We start from the raw sequence: 22363 nt of genomic DNA on the forward strand, positions 1-22363 counted from the left end.
GATTAGATAGAGTGGTGTTGTTTGATAAGCAAAACTTAGAATAAAGTTATCTGATATAAAATAAACTGATTGACAGGATGGGCCTATGTCAACAGTTATTTGAATATAAAGTTTCTTTATTATTAGAAAATCAAATCCACTCACTCATGGAAAACGATGCTAACCAGTCCCTGCTCGCCGAGTTCAACACGCCGAGCTATGAAGAATGGAAGGAAGCCGCCGTTCAGCTGCTGAAAGGCGCCCCATTCGACAAAAAAATGCTCACGCCAACCCCTGAGGGCATCACGCTGCAGCCGATTTACCGCCGGGAAGACCTCAAGGCAGCCCCTGCGGCCGCCACGCTGCCGGGATTCGATGAGTTTACCCGCGGCGCCCGCCCCGATGGTTATCGCGTCGAGCCTTGGGAAATCGCGCAAGAGCTGCCCTACGGCGAACCGGCCGAGTTCAATCAGATTGCGCTCGGCGATCTCTACCGCGGCCAAAACGCGCTCAATGTCGCTTTTGACATCGCGACGCTCAAGGGGCTCGATCCGGATTCCGCCAAGGACGGCGAAGTCTGCGCCTGCGGTCTGTCGATTGCCAGCCTGCGCGATTTCAAGCGCGCCTTTAAGGACATCTTGCCGACGGCGATCAGCATTTACTTTCAAGCTGGTTGCGCGGGTGCGCCGATCCAGGCGCTGTTCAAGGCCTGGTTGGCCGAGCAGAAAGAAGTCGATCTGAAAGACGTCAAGGGAGGTCTGGGGCTCGATCCGCTTTCGGTCTTGGCCAGCGCAGGCGCGTTGCCGACCTCGATTGACCAGCTATACGACGAAATGCTTTGCGTTGCAAAGTCCAACGCTGAGGAGATGCCCAACTTCACCGCGATCGGCGTCAGCGGTTTGCCATATCACTGCGCAGGCGCCAGTGCTACGCAGGAGCTGGGCGCGGTGCTCGCCACTGGTCTTGAATATCTTCGTGTACTCACCGAGCGCGGGATGGATGTCAGTGCTGCGGCCAAGCAAATTCGTTTCACGGTCGCGATTGGCGGTAACTTCTTCATGGAGCTCTCTAAGATTCGCGCCGCCCGTCAACTCTGGGCGCGCATCGTGAAGGAACTTGGCGGCGATAAGGAATCGCAGGTCATGAAGCTCCACGCGCGCACGGGATTTAATAATAAAACCAAACACGACCCGTACGCCAACATGCTGCGCACCGCCACGGAAGCGCTTTGCGGCGTAGTCGGCGGCGTGGACAGCCTGACGGTTGGCGCGTTCGATGAAATCATCCGCGTGCCCGATGAGTTCTCGCGCCGTATCGCCCGCAACACGCAAATCATCCTTCAGGAAGAGTGCGAGCTGACCGCCGTGGTCGACCCGGCCGGCGGCAGTTGGTATATTGAAAACCTCACCAACGAAGTGGCGCAGAAGGCCTGGGCAGTCTTCCAGCAGATTGAGTCTGCCGGTGGCGTTTATCAAGCTTTGCAGGGCAAAGTAATCCAGGACATGGTGGCCGAAGTTGCGAAGCAAAAGACCAAAATGGTCGGGCAGCGTCGCATGTCCCTCGTTGGCACGAACCAGTATCCAAACCTCGAAGAGAAGCCCTTGGACCCGCGGATGCCGGACTACGTGACCTTGCGCTTCAAGCGCTCGATGGAGCTGGAGCGTCAGCGTGTCGGTTGCGACGAAGAAACCGACAAGGCGATCATCGAAATGCTGGGCGGCATTCAATCCGCCAAGCTCGACGCGAAACTGGGCAAGCTAGTCGAAGCCGTAATTGCGGGCGCCAGCCTCGGTGAAATTTCCCGCGCGCTGCGGGCTCACGCCGATGCGCCGATCTGCATTCAAGCGTTGCCGAACCGCCGACTGGCCGAGATCTACGAAGAGCTCCGCGCCGCGTCCGCCGCTTACAAGCTGAAGAAGAGCCACGGACCGAAGATTTTCCTGACCAACCTCGAGAAGCTCAAGCGCCACAAGCTGCGCGCGGACTTTACCCGCAGCTTCTTCGAAACGGGTGGTTTTGAAATTGTGCCTTCGGCTGGCTTCACCGATCCGGCAGAGGCCGTTGCCGCCTTGGAAAAGTCCGGCGCGAAGGTCACCGTGGTCTGCGGTTGCGATCCGGACTACGAAGCCATGGGCGCAGACTTCATGAAAGCGATCAAGGCCAAGCTCCCCGACGTCAAAGTCATCCTTGCTGGTTTCCCCGGCGATAACGAAGAAGCGTTTAAGGCCGCCGGCATGGACGACTTCATCTTCATCAAGTCCGACAACTACGCCACGAACCGCAAGTACCTCGAATTGCTCGGCGTTCTCTAATCAACCACGACTGAAAAATTTAGCAGGAAAGATCGAACCATGAACAACGTCGATTTCTCAACTTTGGATTACAAAGCTCCCGACGCGGCATCGAGCCGGGAAGAATGGAAAACGGCCGTGGAGTCGAGCGCAGGGAAGTCCCTCGACGACTTGATGACCGACACCATGGAGCAAATTCCGGTGAAGCCGCTCTACACCGCCGACGACTACGAAGGCATGGAGCACCTGGACTTCACCGCCGGTCTGCCTCCGTTCCTCCGCGGGCCGTACGCCACGATGTATGTCTTCCGCCCCTGGACCGTTCGCCAATACGCGGGCTTCTCCACGGCCGAAGAATCCAACGCCTTCTACCGCCGCAACATCGCTGCCGGACAGCAAGGTCTGTCCGTCGCCTTCGACTTGGCGACGCACCGCGGCTACGACTCCGACCACCCGCGCGTGGTGGGCGACGTCGGTAAAGCCGGTGTGGCCATCGACTCCGTGGAAGACATGAAAGTGCTCTTTGACGGCATCCCGCTGGACCGCGTATCCGTCTCCATGACGATGAACGGCGCCGTGTTGCCGATCATGGCCTTCTACATCCAGGCCGGCCTCGAGCAGGGCTGCGACATGAAGGACCTCGCAGGCACCATTCAAAATGACATCCTTAAGGAGTTCATGGTGCGCAACACCTACATCTACCCGCCCGAACCTTCGATGAAGATCATCGGCGACATCTTCGAATACACCTCGAAGAACATGCCGAAGTTCAACTCGATCTCGATCTCGGGTTACCACATGCAGGAAGCCGGCGCCACCGCCGACCTCGAAATGGGCTACACGCTCGCCGACGGTCTCGAATACCTCCGCACCGGTGTGAACGCGGGCCTCGACATCGATGCCTTCGCGCCGCGCCTGTCGTTCTTCTGGGCCATCGGCAAAAACTTCTTCATGGAAGTCGCCAAGATGCGCGCCGCCCGTTGCCTGTGGGCCAAGCTCGTCAGCCAGTTCGACCCGAAGAACTCCAAGAGCCTTGCCCTGCGCACGCACTCGCAGACTTCCGGTTGGTCGCTCACCGAGCAGGATCCGTTTAACAACGTCATCCGCACGGCGGTCGAAGCGTTTGCCTCGGCTTGCGGTCACACGCAGTCGCTGCACACCAATGCGCTCGACGAAGCCATTGCGCTGCCCACGGATTTCTCTGCTCGCATTGCGCGCAACACGCAGCTTTTCATCCAGGAAGAAACCGGCATGACCAACGTGATCGACCCGTGGGGCGGTAGCTACTACGTGGAAGCGCTGACGCACCAGCTCATGCAAAAGGCCTGGGCGCACATCGAGGAAATCGAATCCCTCGGCGGCATGACGAAGGCCATCGAAGAAGGCATTCCAAAGCTCCGCATCGAAGAAGCCGCTGCGCGCCGCCAAGCCCGCATCGACTCCGGCAAGGAAACCATCACCGGCCTCAACAAGTATCGCCTGGAGAAGGAAGACCCACTGGAAATTCTCGACATCGACAACACCGCCGTTCGCCTGTCGCAAATCGAGCGCCTCAAGAAGCTCCGCGCCGAGCGCAACGAGTCGGACGTCCGCGTCGCCCTGGAAGCCATCACCAACTGCGCCGAAAGCGGCAAGGGCAACTTGCTAGAGCTCGCCGTTGACGCCGCTGGCAAGCGTGCTACCCTCGGTGAAATCTCGGACGCCTTCGAAAAGGTGGTTGGTCGCTACAAGGCAAAAATCCGCTCGATCTCGGGCGTCTACGCGAAGGAATTCGGAGAAGATATGAACGTCAACGCCGTGCAAATGCTTGTCAAACAGTTCGAAGAAAAGGAAGGCCGCCGTCCGCGCATCATGATCGCCAAGATGGGCCAGGACGGCCACGACCGCGGCGCCAAAGTCGTTGCCACGGCCTACGCCGACATGGGCTTCGATGTGGACATCGGCCCGCTGTTCCAAACTCCGGAAGAAGCCGCTCGCCAAGCCGTGGAGAACGACGTGCACATCGTCGCCATGAGCTCCCTGGCCGCCGGTCACAAGACCTTGCTCCCGCAGCTCGTTGGTGAGCTCGAGAAGCACGGCCGCGAAGACATCATGGTCGTCTGCGGTGGGGTTATCCCGGCGCAAGACTACGATTACCTGCTGGAAAATGGCGCCAGCGCTATTTTCGGCCCCGGCACCATTATCCCCGAGTCCGCTCGCACCATCCTGCAGATGTTGCTGGAGGACGGCGAGGACGCTTAAACTCTCAACTCAATCCCAATGGAAAAACTTGCCATGCTTCTTCAGGCCAAGAAGGCCGATCCGAACCTCGCGCACGATGTCGTGACAGAGGCGTCGGATTGGCTCAAAGGCCAATTCAACACTGCGGACATTCCGTTCAACTTCGCCAATTGCGAAAAGGAATATTGCGGTTTCTCGACGTTTCAAATCCAGGCGTCCTATCACGGCGCCTCCGTGACGCTGTTCATCAAGATTGCCGAGATCAAAGGCCAGGCGCATATCTTTGCAGATATTCGCGTGCTCGACGAAGTGCAGCGCATCATGTTTCCCTTCTTCGGTGAGATCAGTTCCGACGATGGCAAACTGACGGCGCTGAATTACATCGCTGACTTTCTACTTAGCGTCGAGTAACCAGCGTCCCGCTGGGCCGTTGGATTTGCACAATGTGCAAATGCTTCTGCTTCAGCTCAGCATTTTACTATTCAAAGTTAGCGCCCGTTATCCTTAACGGGCAGTTTCACCCTGTAATCAAGCGTGAGGCATAGGCTTGCCCGTTAGGGATAACGGGCGCTACCTTGGTTATCATAGATTTCCACCATGCACGACGAACACGCCAAAAGCCGCAAAACTGAATGGACGCCCAAGGAAGGGGACGAACACCACGGAACCTACGCGACTGAGGTGATGCACGGCGTGCAAGGTGTGGCGACCGTGCGCAACCACCGTAAAAAACGCCGTACGATCTCGGCCGACGAAGCCGTGGAAGGCGTTCTGGCGGGCGATCGCACCACGCTCGCGCGCGCCATAACTTTAGTCGAAAGCAAGGCCGAGGCACACCGCGAAACCGCGCGCGAAATCCTCCGCCGCTGCCTGCCGCACGCGGGCAACTCCGTCCGTCTGGGCATCACGGGCACGCCGGGCGCCGGCAAGTCCACCTTCATCGAATGCCTCGGCATGCAGATCTGCGAAAAAGGCGGCAAAATCGCCGTGCTCGCGGTCGACCCCACCAGCTCCCGCAGCGGTGGCAGCGTCCTGGGCGACAAGACGCGCATGGAGAAGCTCACGCGCGAGGCCAATGCCTTCATCCGCCCGTCACCCGCCGGCGAAGCCCTGGGCGGCGTTGCGGCGAAGACCCGCGAAGCCATGCTGCTTTGCGAAGCGGCGGGCTTTGACAACATTATCGTGGAAACCGTCGGCGTGGGCCAAAGCGAGGTTGCCGTGCGCACGATGGTTGACTTTTTCCTGCTGCTCCAAATTGCGGGTGGCGGCGATGACCTGCAAGGCATCAAAAAGGGCGTCATCGAAATGGCCGACGCGATTGCGGTCAACAAGGCCGATGGCGACAACATCAACAAAGCCAATCTCGCCTGCGGCGAATACAAGCGCGTGATGCATTACCTGAAGCCCTACACCGATGGCTGGGCCCCGCAGGCGCTGACTTGCTCGGCGGCCACCGGCGCTGGCGTGGACGACGTTTGGGCGATGGTCGTGCGCTTTTGCGAAGAGCTGAAGGCGCAGGAAAAGTTTGCGGCGATTCGCTCCGAGCAAAACCGCCAATGGCTCAAGGCGCTCGTGCGCGACGCGGTGCTGCTGCGCTTTTACAAGAGCCCGCACGTCGTGGCCAAGCTCCCGCAAATCGAGCAAGACGTTTCCCACGGCGTGTTGCCCGTCGTGGAGGCAGTTGAGATTTTACTGGGTGAGTAGGGCGCCGTTTATTCAGCCGATCGTTTCGGCAACAGGCCTCTGGCCGACGCGTCATCGAGCAGCTTTTTGACGTAAGCCCACAGCTCTTCCGAGGCGTCGCGAATCGACTCATTGCGAGCGTAAACTTGCTCGTAGACGATGCCGTGTTCGAGCCAGGTTTGCCCGTTGTTTTGATAGTTCTGAATGAGTGGCAACAGGCGGTCCAGGGCGTTGGCGAATTTTGCTTCCGGGCTGTCGCAGGCTTCAAACTCCAGCCAGAGCTCCATGAATTCGCTCGTGAGATCCGCAGGCAGCAGCCCAAAGATGCGTTCGGCTGCGCGGTGTTCGCTTTCGGCTTTATCGGGGCGTATATCGTAGCAATACGTGTCGCCAGCATCGATCTCGACGAGGTCGTGGATCAGTAGCATTTTGAGCGTGCGAACCTGATCAAGAGGTTCATTGGAGGCGGGGAAAAGCGTGATTGCGGCGAGCGCCAAAGACCAACTGTGCTCAGCGGAGTTTTCCCGCCGGTCATGCGCGACGGCTTTGGTGCGGCGCTGGACGGACTTGAGCTTTTCGCTTTCAACAATGAATGGAATAATGGCTTCGATCATCTGGGTATTGGGCGATCAATATTTCATGATGAATAAAGTTAAACTTTAGGCAATAAATGAGTCGTACTCGGAGATTTTTGCCTTACCTCTATTAATCATGGACGAAACGCCGCCACCCATTCCGCGCCACAGTAAATACACTTTGGCTTATGGCGCGAGGTGCGACAGTTGCAGGCGGGGCACGTGACCATGAAAGAGTCGTCATCGACATGTCGCCCGAGGGGCACTCCCAAACGTTCACTTAGCATTTTTGCGAAAGCGAAGGACATGCCTTGTACATCATAGCCAAAATCCATTGTACCGTGTTTTTGCTCTATCAGGGAACCCAGCATGGGTGACGGTTCATTGAACGTCACTTTTTGATCAAATAAGCGAAGGGGCCGCCCAATGAAGACGCAGAGATCGTGCTTCATATCTTCTTGGGTGGAGACACTGACATGAAAGACATCTTGAAGATAGTTTGGACCGTGATCTGAGCTGGCCATACCCCATGTTGTATCGTAAGGGCGATCCAGGCTGTGCTCAATATAGGCGATCGATGAAAGGGGCAATATCGTGTTCATCGGTGTACGCCAAAGTGAGCTGGTTTCGATGCTAAGTTGGGCATTGCTAAAATCAATTTCAACATCGTGAGAGTGTAGCCCCAACTTTCGCGCAATGCCTGTATTTGCGATTATGAGCTTCTCAGGAAGTTCAGTGACACTTGGCCAGCGCGCAAAGATATTGTTCTTGGGAAAAACCAGCCCCATCACTCTATATTGATTAAAATCAAAGGGGTGGCAATAAATGAGTCGAGTTCAGTTAATAATGCGTTTTGAGTTTAATCATGGACGAAACGCCACCACCCATTCCGCCACGCCGTAATCCACTTGGAGCAATTCCCAGCGCGCCTCAGCAAAGCGCCCCGCCTCCGATGCCGCCACAGCTTCCGCCCAGTGCGCCAACTGCGTATTCGCCTGAGCCGGAGCCGCAGGCACGCTTGTGCAAGATGGCGGTGGGCAGCTTGATTCTGAGTATCTTGGGCTTGTTTGCCCTCGGCTTGACGTCGATTTTTGGCGTGATCTTTGGCTTTGTCGCGATTTTCCGAATCAAAGGATCAGGCGGAGCGTTAAGAGGCAAAGGCTGGGCAATATCTGCCGTGGTGACTGGTTTCTTGATCTCGGGCATGGCTGGCTATATCGCTTACGAAGGCTTTGCGGCAGTGCGTGATCAAATGGAGGCAAATCGCTCACCCTACACATACATTAATACGCCGCCCAGTTTTTCGCAGTTGATGGAGCGCGCGGATAGCGCCGTGTTGGGTAATGTCGACGTGCTGCAAGTTCAGACTCACGGCTCAGAACCCGCGCAGAATATGCAGCTCCGCATTTATCTGCCGCCCGGCGCCTGGGATGCCGAGCCCGGCACGCTGCCTTGCGTGTTGGTGGCGCCTGCAGGAACGGATTTGCTCAGTGGCGCGATGCTGGGCGAGCTTGACGCCGATGCCTACCACGACGAAACCTTGCCCTATGCGGAGGCAGGAATCGTGACCGTGTTCTACTCCATCGATGGCGGCTCGGAAGAAATTTATGATGACGATGAAGCCATGATGGATGCAGCGAGTTCGCAGTATGATGCGTTTCGCGATTCGCAGGCAGGCATACTTAATGGGCGCTATGCGCTGGAGTTTGTGTTGTCGGAACTCCCGATGGTGAACCCCAATGCGATATACACCGCAGGTCACAGTTCGGCGGGAACCTTGTCACTTTTGCTCGCCATGCACGAGCCGCGCATTGCGGGCTGCGTTGCGTATGCGCCTGGCGTCGACATCGAAGCTTTTCACGCCGAGCTGTTGGAAACGCCGTTCGTTGGCTTGGTCTTCCCCAATGTCGAAAATTTCCTGAACAAAAGCTCGCCGACCAACAACGTGGAAAAGCTCCAGTGCCCGACCTTTCTCTTTCAGTCCAAGGAAGACATGGTGGTCGGCATCGATGAGTTCAATGCTTTCACGGACAAGCTGAATGCCCAACCAGATGCGCCGGAGCTAGACATCATGATCGTTGACGAGGGCGACCACTATTGGACCATGATCGATGAAGGTATCCCGGCTGGCATTGAGTGGATAAAGGAGAGAACAAATTAAAGTGGGCAAATTAAAGGAGGATGTCAGTTGTTTGCGCTGTCTCTTTAATTTTAAATTGGCTTACTTTAACACTCCTACTTCCACTGTACTGGGCCCAAGAAAATATTCCCCGTGGGTGAGAGCACGAAGCCTACGACTTCGCTGCGCATGAGGACCATTTGCTCAGCGTGGACGAGGGGGATGATCGGCAAGTCTTTCGACCAGACTTCAAGCGCTTCGTTGTAGAGCTTGGCGCGGGTGGCGGTGTTGCTTGCGCGGCGGGCGGCATCGAGCAGCTCGTCCATTTTGGGGTTCCGATAGAATGCGAAATTGTTGGCGCTGCCTTTCACCGCGCCACGACTGTGAAGGAACGTAGCAAGGAAATTGTCGGTGTCGCCGTTGTCGCCAACCCAGCCAATGAGGCCGCACTCGAAGTCGCCATTACGCAGTGTTTGCAGGTGGCTCTTGAAGTCGCGGGATTCGATTTCAACGGTCAGCCCGGCTGCTTCCCAGTCGCTGCGAATCAACGAAGCCACGCGCTGCGGATCAGGGAAATACGGCCTCGAATCGGACAACGTGCTCAGCACAATGGGCTCTTTGAGAAACTCCGGATGCTTGGCCAGAATCGCCTTTGCGGCGGCGGGGTCGTAGGTGAAGGGGGGGGCGGCGTCTTTGGGCTCGCCGAGGAAGCCAGGCGGTATTGGGTAACTTGCGGGCACGCCAGCGCCGTCCAGCGCCAAGTTGACGATGGCCTCGCGATTGATGGCCATCGCGAGGGCGCGGCGGATTTCATGGTCGGCGAACTTCGGGTTCTCGGTTTGAATCGCCAGGTAGCCGACGTTCATCCCCGGACCACGATAGAGTTTGAACTGAGGATTGTCGGCGAGGGCAATGGCTTCGGCTGGCTGCAGACCATCGACTGCATCTACGCCGCCAGCTTCCATTTCCAGGCGACGCACGGTGTTCTCTGGCACGGTTTTGAGGATTACGCGCTCGAAATGCGCGGGCTCGCCCCAGTACTTGGGGTTACGCTTAAGGAGGACGGCCTGGTCTTTTTCCCAGCGGTCAAAGTGATAAGGACCGGTGCCAATCGGGCGTGTCGGGATGTCGGCTGGCGGCGTGTTGGGGCTGATCAGCCACGCGGGGAAAATGGCCAGCGAATAAAGAATCGACGCATTGGGCTGCTTCAGGCGGAAACGCAGCGTCATTTCATCGACGACTTCCACGGCCTCGACGTCGTTGTAAAGATAGTTCCAGTAAACGAAGCTCGCGGTCGGCAAATGCGCAGGATGATTTGGATCAAGTTGCCGCCGGAAGCTGAACGCCGCCGTCTCCGCCGTCAGCGGCGTGCCATCATGAAACGTGACGCCCGGGCGGATTTTAAATGTGTGCGTTAACCCATCTTCCGATGAATCGAAGGACTCCGCCAGCCACGGTTCCAGCTCCAGTGTGCCTGGTTTAAACCGCAATAAGCCTTCACAGATTTGCGCCAGTGTGTTGACCGATTCACCGTCGTCCACATCAGCGGGATCAAGCTTTTGGGCGTCACTTCCGCGCGCCAAGACGAAGACTTTTTTTTCCGCAGCGCCGCCTTCTGGCTTATCGCCGTCTCCACAGCCAATGAGACTCAACGCGAGCGCAAGGCATCCAGCGAGTAATACGTTTTTCGTGAGCATTGGTGAGTATGATACGAGTCCGTTCCTTGCTCGCCATCAAAAACGTTTTGCGATAAATAGTAACTTTTGGACAAGAACATACGTCGAGCCGCCATTAGAGAAACGGGTAAAGAATTGAATCGTTAATATTGGGATTAGCACTTGAGGCAAATTTCGGACTTCCCTTTGCCGAATTGGCTTGTGATAAAATTGGGCATGTCCAAGGGCGAACATATAACGTTCTTATCTGAGTCTAAGTAAATTTTTTCGGTTTCGACCGCCTCTCTCTCCTGAAAATAGGGCTGGGCGATTCAGCAACCACAAATTTAGCCGATATGCCGATACCAGAATTCCAGGAATTTCATCTACCAGTGCTTAAGCAGTTTTCTGAAGGTGTGATTATCTCGCCTAGTGACCTTGAGTCATATTTCGCTGACTACTTTAAGCTGAATGAAGAAGAACGTAAGGAATTGCTTCCATCCGGGAAGCAGCGAAGGCTGCTTAACCGCATAAATTGGTCGCTGTATGATCTATTTCGAGCCGGACTGCTGGATCGACCAAAGAAAGGTAAGTATCTCCTTAGCAAGCGGGGCCAAGAGATACTTAATAATCCCCCGTCCAAGATTGATCGCGAGTATCTCAATCAGTTCGCCGAGTTTAGAAAATGGCAAGCACAGACTTCCAGTGGTTCAGGCGCGACCTCTGCTCAGTCTAAAAATACAGGGGATACCCTTCCCAATGAAGTCGATGACGCGACTCCTGAGGAAATTGTTGGTAAAGCTATGTCCACGCTAGCCGCCAAGCTGAAAGGTGAAGTCCTTGACCTCACTAAGGCCATGGACCCGCTGAAGTTTGAGCAACTGGTCCTGGACCTAATGCTAAAAATGGGCTACGGGGGCGCGCGCGAGGGCGCCGGGCAACTTACTCAGGCCAGCAACGACGGTGGCATTGATGGCTTGATCAACGAAGACAAGCTCGGCCTGGATGTCATTTACCTTCAGGCCAAGCGCTATATAGATGGAACTATTGGCCGACCAAAGATTCAAGAGTTTGTCGGCGCTTTAGCAGGCAAACAGGCGAACAAAGGCGTTTTCATTACGACTAGTGCCTACTCTCAAGGCGCCATCGATTATGCCAATGCGGTCCAACAGAAGATTATTCTGATCGATGGCGAGCGATTGGCGGAATTAATGATCGAGCACAACCTCGGTGTTGCGGTGGAGACGGTCTATGAAGTTAAACGTATCGATTCCGACTTCTTTGAGCAGGATTAGAGATTGCATCTTCCAAACCCTCAATAGGGTTTTCAAAACAGCCTGTGCTATGTTAAGGAAACAACGCATGCTATGTTGAGGCAACAACCGAGGGGTTGTTAGGGTAACATAGCATAAGGCTTTTCAACAACATAGCATAAGGCTTTTTGAAAACAACCCAGTAGGCTTTTCGAAAACACAGCATAAGGGTTTTGGGAAACAACCGGGTAGGCTTTTGGGGCGAAGCTGGTAGCTATGCCGCCGCGTGGATACGTTCATATTTGTCCAAGCTGTGGCGTAGCCACAGTATCAGTGGTCATGTAGGGGCGAAGTTTGCTTGAGGATACTCGGTGGCGGTATGAAACGGTCGAGCGCTTGATTCACGACACGCAAAAACGCCCGCCAACGAAATCGTAGGCGGGCGCGTTTTTTGCTGAAGCGTCGGAAGACGTTAGCAAGCCTTATTGAAGAAATTGCGGACGCGGGCTACGGCGTAGTCGCGGTTCATTTTAGCGATGAAATCGAGGGTGATTTCTTTCGGGCACACGGCCTGGCATTCACCGTAGTTGGTGCAGTTGCCGAAGCCGGCGCTGTCCATGGCTTCGACCATTTTCATCACGCGCTGGTCCTTCTCGGCCTGGCCTTGCGGGAGCAGGTTGAGGTGACCGGACTTGGCGGAGGTGAAGAGCATGGCGGAACCGTTCGGGCAGGCGGCGACACAAGCGCCACAGCCGATGCAGGCCGCTGCGTCCATCGCCTTGTCGGCGATGGGCTTCGGGATCGGGGTGGCGTTGGCGTCTTGGGCCGAGCCGGTGCGGGCGGTGATGAAGCCGCCAGCCTGGATGACTTTGTCAAAAGCGGTGCGGTCGACGATGAGGTCCTTGACCACCGGGAATGCCTTGGCGCGCCAGGGCTCGATGGTGATGGTGTCGCCGTCCTTGAAGTGACGCATGTGGAGCTGGCACGCGGTGGTGGCGCGCTGCGGGCCGTGGGCTTCGCCGTTGATGACGAGCGAGCACATGCCGCAGATGCCTTCGCGGCAGTCGTGGTCGAACGCGACGGGCTGCTCACCCTTGCCGACGAGCTGCTCGTTCATGATGTCGAGCATTTCGAGGAAGGAGGAACCTTCGTCGACATCGGGCAGCTCATAGCTGACAAACTTGCCTGCTTCTTCGCCGTTCTTTTGGCGCCAGATTTTCAGATGTAATTTCATGTCTGGTTGTTTTTTAAAGGGAGAAGGGAGATGGCAGAAGGCAGAAGGGAAGTGATGGTTTGGCCGCTGCCATGTGGAACTAAGATTTTGATTCGAGTTTGTTGATCAAGGAGGCGAGCATGCGTTCTATCTCGGTGGAGAGTGAATGGATCTCGGTGGTGTGTTGGGGCTCGGTGTAGCTCAGGTTACTCGCAATTTCGATCTGCGTTTGGAGTTCATAAAGCGAGCCTGAGGCAATGCGCAGGAAGCGAATGTAGTCTATGCGGGAGCGGCGTCCATAGCCCTCGGCGATGTTGCTGGGAATGGAAACAGCAGAACGGCGAATCTGGTTCGTTAGCGCAAACTGTTCAGACGGCGGAAAGTCAGTGCTCACACGGTAAACGAGCGTCACCAGCTCCATCGCCTTTTGCCAGACGATAAGGTCTCTGAAACTCTCTACCTTCATAGTGTTAGCGTACCCTTCTGCCATCTGCCTTCTCCCTTCTGCCTGCGGAGTTACTTGTAGCTCCGCGTCGCCATGTGGACTTCTTCGTAGACGAGCGGTTCTTTGTTGAGCTTGGGTTCGACGTCGTCGCCCATGTATTCCCAAACGCCAGCGAAGGCGAAGTTTTCGTCGTCGCGCTTGGCTTCACCTTCAGAGATGAGGCCAGCCTTGACTTCGGGGTCGCCAGCCATCGACTGGTGCTCCGAGCGGAAGTGACCACCGCAGGACTCCTCACGCATGAGGGCGTCGCGGCAGAGCAGTTCGCCGAACTCGAGGAAGTCGGCCACGCGACCGGCGCGCTCCAGCTCCTGGTTGAGTTCGTTGCCTTCGCCGAGGACCTTCACGCGGCTCCAGAACTCCTTGCGCAGGGCTTGGATTTCCTGGATCGCTTCGGTGAGGCCTTGCTTGTCGCGAGCCATGCCGCACTTGTCCCACATGATCTTGCCGAGGCGTTGGTGGAAGCTGCGCGGGCTTTCGTCGCCCTGAATGGAAAGGAGCTTGTCGATGCGTTCGCGGACGGCCTTTTCAGCTTCGTCGAATGCCGGGTGGTCGGCCGAGATCTTGCCCGCCTTGGCGATGCCCTGCTTGCCGAGGTAATTACCCAGCGTGTAAGGAAGCACGAAGTAACCGTCGGCGAGGCCCTGCATGAGCGCGGATGCGCCGAGGCGGTTCGCGCCGTGGTCGGAGAAGTTGGCTTCACCCGCGACGAAAAGGCCGGGGACGTTGCTCTCGAGGTTGTAGTCAACCCAGAGACCGCCCATGGTGTAGTGGACCGCCGGGAAGATCATCATCGGCACCTCGTAAGGATTGTCGCCGGTGATGCACTGATACATATCGAAGAGGTTGCCGTAACGCTGGGCGATGACGTCCTTGCCGAGGCGCTTGATTGCGTCGCGGAAGTCCAGGTAAACGCCAAGGCCGGTGGAGGCGATGCCGCGTCCGTCGTCGCAAGCTTCCTTCGCCGCGCGGGACGAGATGTCGCGCGGGGCAAGGTTGCCAAAGCTTGGGTACTTGCGCTCCAGGTAGTAGTCGCGATCTTCTTCGGCAATGTCGCTGGCCTTGAGTTCGCCCTTGCGGACCTTCTGGGCGAGTTCCTTCGTCTTCGGCGCCCAGATGCGGCCGTCGTTGCGAAGCGACTCGGACATGAGGGTTAGCTTGGATTGCTGTTCGCCGTGGACGGGGATGCAGGTCGGGTGAATCTGGGTGTAGCAGGGGTTCGCGAAGCCTGCGCCCTTCTTATACGCACGGTAGGCGGCGGTGACGTTGCAGCCCTGCGCATTGGTCGAAAGGAAGAACACGTTGCCGTAACCGCCGGTGGCGAGGACGACGGTGTCGCCGGCCCAACGCTCGATCTTACCGGTCACGAGGTTGCGGGTGATGATGCCCTTGGCGTGCTTTTGGCCGTCATCGTCGTCGACGAGGACCAGCTCAAGCATTTCGTGGCGGTTATACATCTTGACCGCGCCGAGGCCGATCTGCTTGGAAAGCTGCTGATAGGCGCCGAGGAGGAGTTGCTGACCAGTCTGGCCGCGGGCGTAGAACGTGCGGGAGACCTGAGCGCCGCCGAAGGAGCGGTTGTCCAGCAGGCCGCCGTATTCGCGGGCGAACGGAACGCCCTGGGCAACCATTTGGTCGATGATGTTCACGGACACTTCAGCCAGGCGGTGAACGTTGGCTTCGCGGGCGCGGAAGTCGCCACCCTTGACGGTGTCGTAGAACAGGCGGTAAACGGAGTCACCGTCGTTCTGGTAATTCTTGGCGGCGTTGATGCCGCCCTGGGCTGCGATCGAGTGAGCGCGGCGCGGGCTGTCCTGATAACAGAAGCACGACACCTGGTAGCCCATTTCCGCGAGGGAGGCAGCTGCGGAAGCGCCTGCCAAGCCCGAGCCCACAATGATGACGTGGTATTTCCGGCGGTTGGCCGGGTTGACCAGTTTGATCTTGGTCTTGTGGCTGGACCACTTTTGGGCCATCGGCCCGTCGGGTATGTTGGAATTAAGTTCCATGACGATTGCGGTGTTGGGAAATTAGTGGTGTGCGGCGGGTGCGGTTTGCGTGGCGGGCGCAGCGCCAGACCAGATGGCTTGCTTTTCGGCGAGGTAGTCCTTGCCGAAACCAGCCAGGACGGCTGCGGGGATCGAGGCGAAGCCCAGGAAGATTACCCAGCCGAAGACAGCTGCAGCGCACTTGAGTTTGTAGCGCCAGGCTTCGTTGCGCAGACCGACGGACTGGAACATTGAGGCGACACCGTGGCTGAGGTGCATGCAGAGCAGACCCATCGTGACAATATAGAACAGCGAAATGATTGGGCTGGAGAAGCCGCTGACCATCATCGCAAATACGTCAAAGTATTCCAGTGGCACGTGACCGACTTCGATCATCGATTCACCGATGGTTTCGTTGTAATGCTCCGGGACGACACGCGTGGTGTATTGCAGGATGTGAAAAACGATGAACGCCAGGATCAGCACGCCGGATACCGGCATCGTGCGTGACGCGTAGGTCGACACCAGTGATTTCTGGCCGAGATAGGATTCCGGGCGTGCGGCGCGATTTTCCTGAGTCAGCAAAATAGCCATCCACACGTGGATCGCCAGGAAGGCGAGCAGGGAACCGCGAATGAGCCAAAGCGTAACGGGGGCGCCAGGGAGGTGATGCAAGTGGAATGCATAGGCGTTAATTACATCCGGACCGAGGAAGAACTGGAGGTTCCCCAGCATGTGCCCGATAATGAACAAAACCAGGACAAGCCCGGAGATGGCCATTAAGTATTTCTTAACCAGCGAAGGTATGCGACAGGGTTTAGACGTGCTCATAGCGGGGATCGTATTATAGACCGTTTCAGTGCTGTTAGCTCATAAAAATAGCTAATGCAAGAGTTTGTGAGCGCCGTCGCAATAATCAATGCTCACCTTGTATTTACGCCGAATATAAGCGCGGCTAAGCCCCATATTATAAGCAATACTGGAGATTGAGATTCGTTTGCGATTACTGGCCGGTTTTGGACTTATTCTGCCGGATTTGAGGGCGCGAGCAGTGCATCTGAAGTGCGTTGAGTCATTTTTCTAATAAGCGCAGGGACAATGTAGAGGACCAAAAGGGCTTTATTTTTATCTGCCATGCGCCAACGCGTCGGCGTCCTGTAGTAGTTTGACATAGATTTCCGCCCAACGTGCATTGAGATAATCTGGCTCCAGCGGACGTAAGCTTCTACGGTTTACCTTGGGAAAGGGGCGCTTGCCGCTGATTAGTTCGGCAATCGTGTTCGCCAATGCGCGGGAATTGTTGGTTGGAAAGGTCAGGCCGTTCTCCGGTGGCGTAAACAAGTCAGCGGCGCCCACGGTGTCACTGGCCAGAACCGGAGTTCCGGCAAAAAGTGATTCGACCACGGCCAAGCCAAACGGCTCATGTTCTGCGGGGTGGACGAGTAGGTCGATCTCGCCATAGAACGAACTGACGTCGTTTTGATGCCCACGCCATTCGACGTTGTTTTCCAGTTTATGCTCAGCCACCAATGTCTTGAGTTTGCGCGAGTATTCCTGGGAAATGGCCTCATCCAAGGGATCGCCAATGTGGATGAACTTGATGCGCTGCCTGAGCTCGGTGGGTAATTTGCCCAGAGCTTCGAGGATGATTTCCCAGCGCTTCCAGTCCACAATGATGCCGCACCCCCCCAGGGTCAGGGTCCGCTGACTTTCGGGGCCAAAGAATGGCGGAACGGTTTTCCCGGGCTTGCGCATGCGGGGGGGGACGCTACCGGGGATGCAGTCGCGCCAATTTTCCGCAGGCAGTCCGTAGTACCGTTTCATCGCCGGGCAGAGGAAAATCATGCGTTCGCGCATCACGAGGTGCCCCAGGCGGTAGAACCAGCGGTGGCTGCCATTGATGTGGATGGTGACCACGACCTTTTTATGGCCAAGCAATGACAGGATGATGCCGATCAGCACACCGCCACGTGAATGCCCGTGGTAGATCAAGTCCCGGCGCTGGACGAGGACACGGCGCATCCAAATGACTTGTTTCAGGCTGTCGAACACTGCCTTGGGAGAAACCAGCGAGCCGTAGTCGCCCTTCTCGATCCGCAACAGCTTCATGAATGGCTCGCGGGTTTGTTGAAAGTCCTTCTGCACGATCAGGATGTTGCGCGCTCCGTTCTTTCCCGTGAGCGAACGGATGTAGGACAGGGTTCCGCCGACATCCCATTCAGCGCCCACAAAGTGCAAAACGGTTGGTCCTTTATCAACAAGCATGGGCGGTATTTATAGGAATATATTCCGAGCGCCCAGCAGAATTATTTCGTGCGAATTAAAATCTGTCTGCATTGAGGTGGCGCCGATTAAGCGTGGTAACGAGCGACAGCGGGGCGAAATCCCATGGGCTTGAGCGCCGATGTAGTGCGGGTTTCGCACGTGCCGACCGTTGATGGACATCATTAATTGCTGCGTGGAAGTCTCTTTGGAAGCGTTCGAGGGATCTGGTTTTCACCAGTTCCCGGACGAACTGGCTGATGGCGGCAAAGTCCGTGGCGGGCATTTTTTGCAAAAGGGAAATTGAGTCAGCCAGCGCCGCGATATGGCCAGTTTCGTAAGCCAGCTCCGGGTGGCGTTGAACGTAGGGCAAGTCGCGCACGGCTTCATCATAAATGGGCAACAGCGGGATTGCGCCGGTGAGCATGGCTTCATCGAGGAAGATGGATGCGCCCTCGTAGTCACTGAGCAACACCGCGCAGTGAGCTTGCGCCAGCTCGCTCCAATAAGCGTCCCCCGAGATCCTGCCAGTGAAGCGCATGTGGCGGTCGCCTCCAAGCCGTTGGCGAAGCCAGGGGAGGAGGGGGCCATCGCCAACGAGGGTGAATTCAAAGGGGATCTGTCGCTTGTCCAGTTGCTGGATCAGCATGGGCAGGCGATCCAGGCGTTTTTGCTCTTTCACCATGCGCCCGCAATACACGAGGCGAATTGGGTTGCGGGTATCTGCGCGCTCTGGCGCCAATTGTTTGCCCGGGGTGAGCCCGGTCGAGCATAGGTAAAAGGCCTCGACGGGGAGCTCGGGCAGCAACCGACGGGCATAGGCGAGGGTTACTGGCCCGCAGGCAATGACGCCATCGATCAGCGCCGTCAGGTTTGGCAGTGTCTGGCTGAGCAGGGGGGAAACCGTGTGGATATAGATCAGCCTGCGCTCAGCCCGGTCGAGGTCCGCCAGCAAGCCCAGCGCGTAGGCGTTGTGGTAAACGATGCACGCCGTGGATGCGTTTTGCTGGCTTTGGCGAAAGGCTCTTCTGAGCTGAGCGGGGGTGGTCAGCCCGGTCGCTCCCAGGCCTAGTTCGCCATCCATGCCTGTTTCAGGGGCTTCATAGAGGCGAACGATTTGATCGATTGGTCGCTTTAGCATTTCCACAATCGCCTGCATGCCGCCCCATTCCTCGCGCAGGTAGGTGGTAAGGTGAGTGACCGGAAGCTCCTGAGGCATTGCTTTCATTCAAGGTGGCTTTTTCTGGGCATGACAACCGTAATTACCCGTTCAAAGGCTTGCGGAAGCGCGTAAATGCTTTTTCTTTGTCGCAATCATTAGCCCTGAACGATTCGCCGAAAAAGGCGTCAGACACCTTTAATGCCTCCGATTTTACTCACGCTGACGGAACTTTTGCGTCAATTTCCTCTCCGCCGCTTCATGCAGTTTGGCGAGGAGCACCGCAGCGACTGGGTGAGCCCGCTCTGTATGGCGGTGCTGGGGATCATGGGCGTGTTCTTTATTTATTCAGCGCAAAAGTACCTGGGGGGGGGCGCCTGGAAAATGCAGATCCTCTGGCTGGTGATTGGCGGAATCACTTATTCGGTGGTGTCTTTGGTCAATTACAAGTTCTACTTGGAAAATGCCCACATATTTTACTGGCTGAGCGTGGCGTTGCTGGCTCCGCTAGCTCTTCAGGCGATGATGTACGACCTCGGACTCTCGATCAAAATACCTTTGGTGGAAACCCGTTGGGGATCAACGAGATGGATTGATTTTGGGCCGGTTTCGGTCCAGCCGTCGGAAATTGCGAAAATCGGGGCGCTGCTGATGGTGTCGAGCCTGCTCGCGCGTTCAGAGGTGGGGACCTTTCGGGAGTCGATTAAGGTCTTGATAAAAGTTGGGATAGCATTTTCAATTCCAGTGTTTTTGATTTTCCTGCAGCCCGATTTAGGGTCTTCGCTGGTTTTTCCTCCCATGGTTTTCAGCCTGCTTTACGTATCCAAGTTATCGGAGAAGTTCTTTGCCACGGTTTTTGGGTTATTCCTCCTGGCAGTGGCTTTGGTGGCTGTGGATGTGTACCGGTATCAGGACTTTATGCATCAGAACGGTTTTGACCCGCTGCGGGACGCTGGCCGTTATGAGGAACAATCCCTGTTGCCGTTGAAGGATTACCAGCGTAACCGTATTTTGGCGTTCGCGGCCCCCTCGGTCGTCGATCCCCGGGGCACGGGGGTTGCCTGGAATCTCAATCAGTCACTTTACGCTGTCGCCGGGGGTGGTTTGACGGGAAAAGGCTTGGGTGAAGGCACTCAAGCCAAGCTCGGCTACCTGCCGCCTACGGTGGCGACAAACGATTTCATCTTCGCGGTCCTGGCAGAGGAGTCAGGATACGTCGGCGCTTTAATAGTCTTAATCCTCTTTTTTGTGTTGGTCGCTAACGGCATCCGAATCGCCGGGATGGCGCGCGACCGCTTCGGCGCTCTTTTAGCCGTCGGAGTATCTGTAATATTAATGATCCATGTATTCATCAACATCGGTATGACGATAGGCTTGATGCCCATTACCGGGCTGCCCTTGCCCTTCGTCAGTTACGGTGGTTCCTTCGTTTTAAGCTGCTGTATCCTACAAGGTCTCATCCAAAGCGTTTACCGCTACCGTCGGGATTTCTCCTGATGGAAAGAGACCATTTTTCACCCGGGCGCAGATTGTGCGCCGGGCGCCGCCGTTTAAAGCTCCAGGAGCTGCTGGCCGATGCCTTAAACCATTAGGCATAGCCAACAATGACTCAATCAACCAAGAACACTGACACCATCGACCCCAAAACTCACGAAGAACTCCAGAAACCCCCGAAAGAAGAAATTATCGAGCACATACCTGCGGAAAAGCTGAAAAATGAATCACGCTCCCGCGCCAAAAAACAACCACTCCTCCAGAAAATAGCCCGCGCCTTGTCTGCCCAAAAGCACGAACCTTACCGCGAACTGATTATCAACGCTGAACCGCTTGAGACGCGCGTAGCCCTGCTCGTCGACGGTGTTCTGGATAAGTTCGAGGTCGAACGCACTGGCGAGCAACGCATGGTGGGCGCCATCTTCAAGGGCAAAATCCAGAATTTGGAGAACGGCCTCAAGGCCGCCTTCGTTGATATCGGTCAACCCAAGAACGCATTCCTCCACTACTGGGACATCATTCCCGGCGCGCAGGAAGATAACTCCATCGAAATTGTTCGCGACACCCGTTCCGAGGAAAAGCGCAACAAGAAGGTCGAGAAGCCGAACCTGAAGGACATCCCCAAGATGTTCCCGATCGGTACGGAAATCATCCTGCAGATCACCAAGGGGCAAATCGGATCCAAGGGCCCACGCACCACGACGAACCTCGCCATTCCCGGTCGTTTCCTCGTGCTGATGCCGTTCAGCGGCCAGTGCGGCGTGTCCCGCAAGATCGACAACAAGGAAGAGCGCGATCGCCTCAAGGGCATTCTTCGCGGATTGAAAATCCCCGAGGGCATGGGCGTCATCATCCGCACTGCGGGCGAGGGCAAGAAGACGCGCTATTTTGTGCGCGACCTCTACATGCTGCTGAAAAAGTGGGAAGACATCCAAAACCGTCTCAAGACGCAGGATGCGCCGTGCATGCTCTATCAGGAGCCGGACATCATCGAGCGCACCGTTCGCGATTTCCTCACCGAAAACATCGACCGCGTGCTCGTCGACAGCGACCAGCGCCACAAGGCGATGATCGAGTCCGTGAATCAAATTTCGCCGCGTTCCCGCCGCAAGATTGCTCACTTCTCGGACGATATCCCGATCTTCGAACGCTTCAACATTGAGCGCCAGATCGAGCAGACCTTCCAACGCCGCGTGCCGCTGCCCAGTGGCGGTGAAATCGTCATTGAGGAAACCGAGGCGCTCGTTGCCATCGACGTCAACACCGGTGGTCACCGGGGCAAGGACAAGGACGGCAAGAATTACATTGTCAATGTGAACCTGGAGGCGGCTTCCGAGATCGCGCGACAGATTCGCCTGCGCAACATCGGCGGCCTGATCATCATGGACTTCATCGACATGAAGGCCAAAAAGGACCGCAATGCCGTGCTCAACCGCATGCGCAAGGAGATGGCGATGGACAAGGCCAAGAGCCACATCCTGCCGATCAGCCCGCTGGGCATCATGCAGATGACGCGCCAGCGCCACTCGGAAAGCCACAGCTCCGGCATCTACGAAGGTTGCCCTTATTGCACCGGCAAAGGCATCGTTAAGAGCCCACGCAGCATGAGCGTGGAGATCCAGCGTCGTCTGGTGTCGATTATCCGCCACGCCCGCGCCGATGAGCGCAACCAGGGCAAGCAGCTCAGCATGCGCGTGCTCATCCACCCGACAAACCTGGAACGTCTCCGCCGCGAAGACGCCCAGCACCTTGTCGACATCGAGCAGGCTTACAACGTGCAGCTGTCTTTCCGGGCTGATCCGGCTTACCACGTCGAAAACTTCCGCATCATCGACGCCGAGTCCGGCAAAGAACTGCGTTAGGTTTCGCCATTAAATCGCTTTTTCTGCGCCCGTCGGAGTATGTCCGGCGGGCGTTTTTTGTGAGCGAATAGCGAATGGCTCGAAGCCATTTTCACGGGGCAACTCTAC

17 protein-coding genes are annotated in these 22363 nt (G+C 56.5%); 8 read left to right on the forward strand and 9 right to left on the reverse strand.

Features of this window, described 5'->3' with window-relative positions; all coding sequences use genetic code 11:
* Positions 1-146: 146 nt before the first annotated feature.
* From RBB63_RS07765 to meaB, 4 genes are all read left to right on the forward strand, one after another.
* A complete protein-coding gene (locus tag RBB63_RS07765) occupies positions 147-2291 on the forward strand; it encodes a methylmalonyl-CoA mutase family protein (RefSeq protein WP_309382808.1) in 2145 nt (714 codons plus the stop codon).
* 39 nt (positions 2292-2330) lie between these two features.
* The gene (gene scpA, locus RBB63_RS07770; protein ID WP_309382810.1) at positions 2331-4511 is read left to right on the forward strand and encodes a methylmalonyl-CoA mutase; all 2181 of its coding nucleotides are present in this window, start codon (positions 2331-2333) and stop codon (positions 4509-4511) included.
* Between the two features lie 18 nt (positions 4512-4529).
* On the forward strand, positions 4530-4901 hold the full coding sequence (locus RBB63_RS07775) for a hypothetical protein (RefSeq protein WP_309382812.1): 372 nt from the start codon (positions 4530-4532) through the stop codon (positions 4899-4901).
* 186 nt (positions 4902-5087) lie between these two features.
* Positions 5088-6194 (forward strand): methylmalonyl Co-A mutase-associated GTPase MeaB, encoded by a 1107-nt coding sequence (gene meaB / locus RBB63_RS07780; protein ID WP_309382814.1) that lies wholly within the window; start codon positions 5088-5090, stop codon positions 6192-6194.
* Between the two features lie 8 nt (positions 6195-6202).
* Here meaB and RBB63_RS07785 read toward each other — a convergent pair whose 3' ends face one another.
* The gene (locus tag RBB63_RS07785; RefSeq protein WP_309382816.1) at positions 6203-6787 is read right to left on the reverse strand and encodes an HD domain-containing protein; all 585 of its coding nucleotides are present in this window, start codon (positions 6785-6787) and stop codon (positions 6203-6205) included.
* A 95-nt stretch (positions 6788-6882) separates the two neighbouring features.
* Positions 6883-7536, reverse strand: a complete 654-nt coding sequence (locus RBB63_RS07790) for a hypothetical protein (RefSeq protein ID WP_309382818.1) — start codon at positions 7534-7536, stop codon at positions 6883-6885.
* Positions 7537-7613: 77 nt separating this feature from the next.
* Between RBB63_RS07790 and RBB63_RS07795 the strand changes: the two genes are divergently transcribed.
* Positions 7614-8909 (forward strand): DUF4190 domain-containing protein, encoded by a 1296-nt coding sequence (locus tag RBB63_RS07795; protein ID WP_309382820.1) that lies wholly within the window; start codon positions 7614-7616, stop codon positions 8907-8909.
* Positions 8910-8983: 74 nt separating this feature from the next.
* On the opposite strand, the gene RBB63_RS07800 is transcribed toward RBB63_RS07795, so the two are convergent.
* Positions 8984-10564, reverse strand: a complete 1581-nt coding sequence (locus tag RBB63_RS07800) for an ABC transporter substrate-binding protein (protein ID WP_309382822.1) — start codon at positions 10562-10564, stop codon at positions 8984-8986.
* Positions 10565-10878: 314 nt separating this feature from the next.
* Here RBB63_RS07800 and RBB63_RS07805 point away from each other — a divergent pair, with 314 nt between their 5' ends.
* On the forward strand, positions 10879-11817 hold the full coding sequence (locus tag RBB63_RS07805) for a restriction endonuclease (RefSeq protein ID WP_309382824.1): 939 nt from the start codon (positions 10879-10881) through the stop codon (positions 11815-11817).
* A gap of 430 nt (positions 11818-12247) precedes the next feature.
* On the opposite strand, the gene RBB63_RS07810 is transcribed toward RBB63_RS07805, so the two are convergent.
* From RBB63_RS07810 to RBB63_RS07835, 6 genes are all read right to left on the reverse strand, one after another.
* On the reverse strand, positions 12248-13009 hold the full coding sequence (locus tag RBB63_RS07810; RefSeq protein WP_309382826.1) for a succinate dehydrogenase/fumarate reductase iron-sulfur subunit: 762 nt from the start codon (positions 13007-13009) through the stop codon (positions 12248-12250).
* 79 nt (positions 13010-13088) lie between these two features.
* Positions 13089-13454, reverse strand: a complete 366-nt coding sequence (locus RBB63_RS07815) for a four helix bundle protein (protein WP_309382828.1) — start codon at positions 13452-13454, stop codon at positions 13089-13091.
* Between the two features lie 50 nt (positions 13455-13504).
* On the reverse strand, positions 13505-15499 hold the full coding sequence (locus RBB63_RS07820) for a fumarate reductase/succinate dehydrogenase flavoprotein subunit (RefSeq protein ID WP_309382830.1): 1995 nt from the start codon (positions 15497-15499) through the stop codon (positions 13505-13507).
* A 21-nt stretch (positions 15500-15520) separates the two neighbouring features.
* Positions 15521-16309 carry a succinate dehydrogenase cytochrome b subunit gene (locus RBB63_RS07825; RefSeq protein WP_309382832.1) on the reverse strand — a complete coding sequence of 263 codons (789 nt, stop codon included), beginning with the start codon at positions 16307-16309 and terminating at the stop codon, positions 15521-15523.
* Positions 16310-16603: 294 nt separating this feature from the next.
* Positions 16604-17743, reverse strand: a complete 1140-nt coding sequence (locus RBB63_RS07830) for a glycosyltransferase family 4 protein (protein WP_309382834.1) — start codon at positions 17741-17743, stop codon at positions 16604-16606.
* 55 nt (positions 17744-17798) lie between these two features.
* On the reverse strand, positions 17799-18968 hold the full coding sequence (locus tag RBB63_RS07835) for a glycosyltransferase (protein WP_309382836.1): 1170 nt from the start codon (positions 18966-18968) through the stop codon (positions 17799-17801).
* 132 nt (positions 18969-19100) lie between these two features.
* Between RBB63_RS07835 and RBB63_RS07840 the strand changes: the two genes are divergently transcribed.
* Positions 19101-20396 (forward strand): FtsW/RodA/SpoVE family cell cycle protein, encoded by a 1296-nt coding sequence (locus RBB63_RS07840; RefSeq protein ID WP_309382838.1) that lies wholly within the window; start codon positions 19101-19103, stop codon positions 20394-20396.
* Between the two features lie 107 nt (positions 20397-20503).
* Positions 20504-22255 carry an Rne/Rng family ribonuclease gene (locus RBB63_RS07845; RefSeq protein WP_309382840.1) on the forward strand — a complete coding sequence of 584 codons (1752 nt, stop codon included), beginning with the start codon at positions 20504-20506 and terminating at the stop codon, positions 22253-22255.
* Positions 22256-22363 lie beyond the last annotated feature (108 nt).

This window comes from Cerasicoccus frondis (assembly GCA_031296915.1).
GTDB lineage: Bacteria > Verrucomicrobiota > Verrucomicrobiia > Opitutales > Cerasicoccaceae > Cerasicoccus > Cerasicoccus frondis.

What these genes read in the sequence shown, in the direction of transcription:
- RBB63_RS07765 (WP_309382808.1), top strand. Translation starts at nt 147, where the DNA reads ATGGAAAACGATGCTAACCAGTCCCTGCTCGCCGAGTTCAACACGCCG.
- scpA (WP_309382810.1), top strand. Translation starts at nt 2,331, where the DNA reads ATGAACAACGTCGATTTCTCAACTTTGGATTACAAAGCTCCCGACGCG.
- RBB63_RS07775 (WP_309382812.1), top strand. Translation starts at nt 4,530, where the DNA reads ATGGAAAAACTTGCCATGCTTCTTCAGGCCAAGAAGGCCGATCCGAAC.
- meaB (WP_309382814.1), top strand. Translation starts at nt 5,088, where the DNA reads ATGCACGACGAACACGCCAAAAGCCGCAAAACTGAATGGACGCCCAAG.
- RBB63_RS07785 (WP_309382816.1), bottom strand. Translation starts at nt 6,787, where the DNA reads ATGATCGAAGCCATTATTCCATTCATTGTTGAAAGCGAAAAGCTCAAG.
- RBB63_RS07790 (WP_309382818.1), bottom strand. Translation starts at nt 7,536, where the DNA reads ATGGGGCTGGTTTTTCCCAAGAACAATATCTTTGCGCGCTGGCCAAGT.
- RBB63_RS07795 (WP_309382820.1), top strand. Translation starts at nt 7,614, where the DNA reads ATGGACGAAACGCCACCACCCATTCCGCCACGCCGTAATCCACTTGGA.
- RBB63_RS07800 (WP_309382822.1), bottom strand. Translation starts at nt 10,564, where the DNA reads ATGCTCACGAAAAACGTATTACTCGCTGGATGCCTTGCGCTCGCGTTG.
- RBB63_RS07805 (WP_309382824.1), top strand. Translation starts at nt 10,879, where the DNA reads ATGCCGATACCAGAATTCCAGGAATTTCATCTACCAGTGCTTAAGCAG.
- RBB63_RS07810 (WP_309382826.1), bottom strand. Translation starts at nt 13,009, where the DNA reads ATGAAATTACATCTGAAAATCTGGCGCCAAAAGAACGGCGAAGAAGCA.
- RBB63_RS07815 (WP_309382828.1), bottom strand. Translation starts at nt 13,454, where the DNA reads ATGAAGGTAGAGAGTTTCAGAGACCTTATCGTCTGGCAAAAGGCGATG.
- RBB63_RS07820 (WP_309382830.1), bottom strand. Translation starts at nt 15,499, where the DNA reads ATGGAACTTAATTCCAACATACCCGACGGGCCGATGGCCCAAAAGTGG.
- RBB63_RS07825 (WP_309382832.1), bottom strand. Translation starts at nt 16,309, where the DNA reads ATGAGCACGTCTAAACCCTGTCGCATACCTTCGCTGGTTAAGAAATAC.
- RBB63_RS07830 (WP_309382834.1), bottom strand. Translation starts at nt 17,743, where the DNA reads ATGCTTGTTGATAAAGGACCAACCGTTTTGCACTTTGTGGGCGCTGAA.
- RBB63_RS07835 (WP_309382836.1), bottom strand. Translation starts at nt 18,968, where the DNA reads ATGAAAGCAATGCCTCAGGAGCTTCCGGTCACTCACCTTACCACCTAC.
- RBB63_RS07840 (WP_309382838.1), top strand. Translation starts at nt 19,101, where the DNA reads ATGCCTCCGATTTTACTCACGCTGACGGAACTTTTGCGTCAATTTCCT.
- RBB63_RS07845 (WP_309382840.1), top strand. Translation starts at nt 20,504, where the DNA reads ATGACTCAATCAACCAAGAACACTGACACCATCGACCCCAAAACTCAC.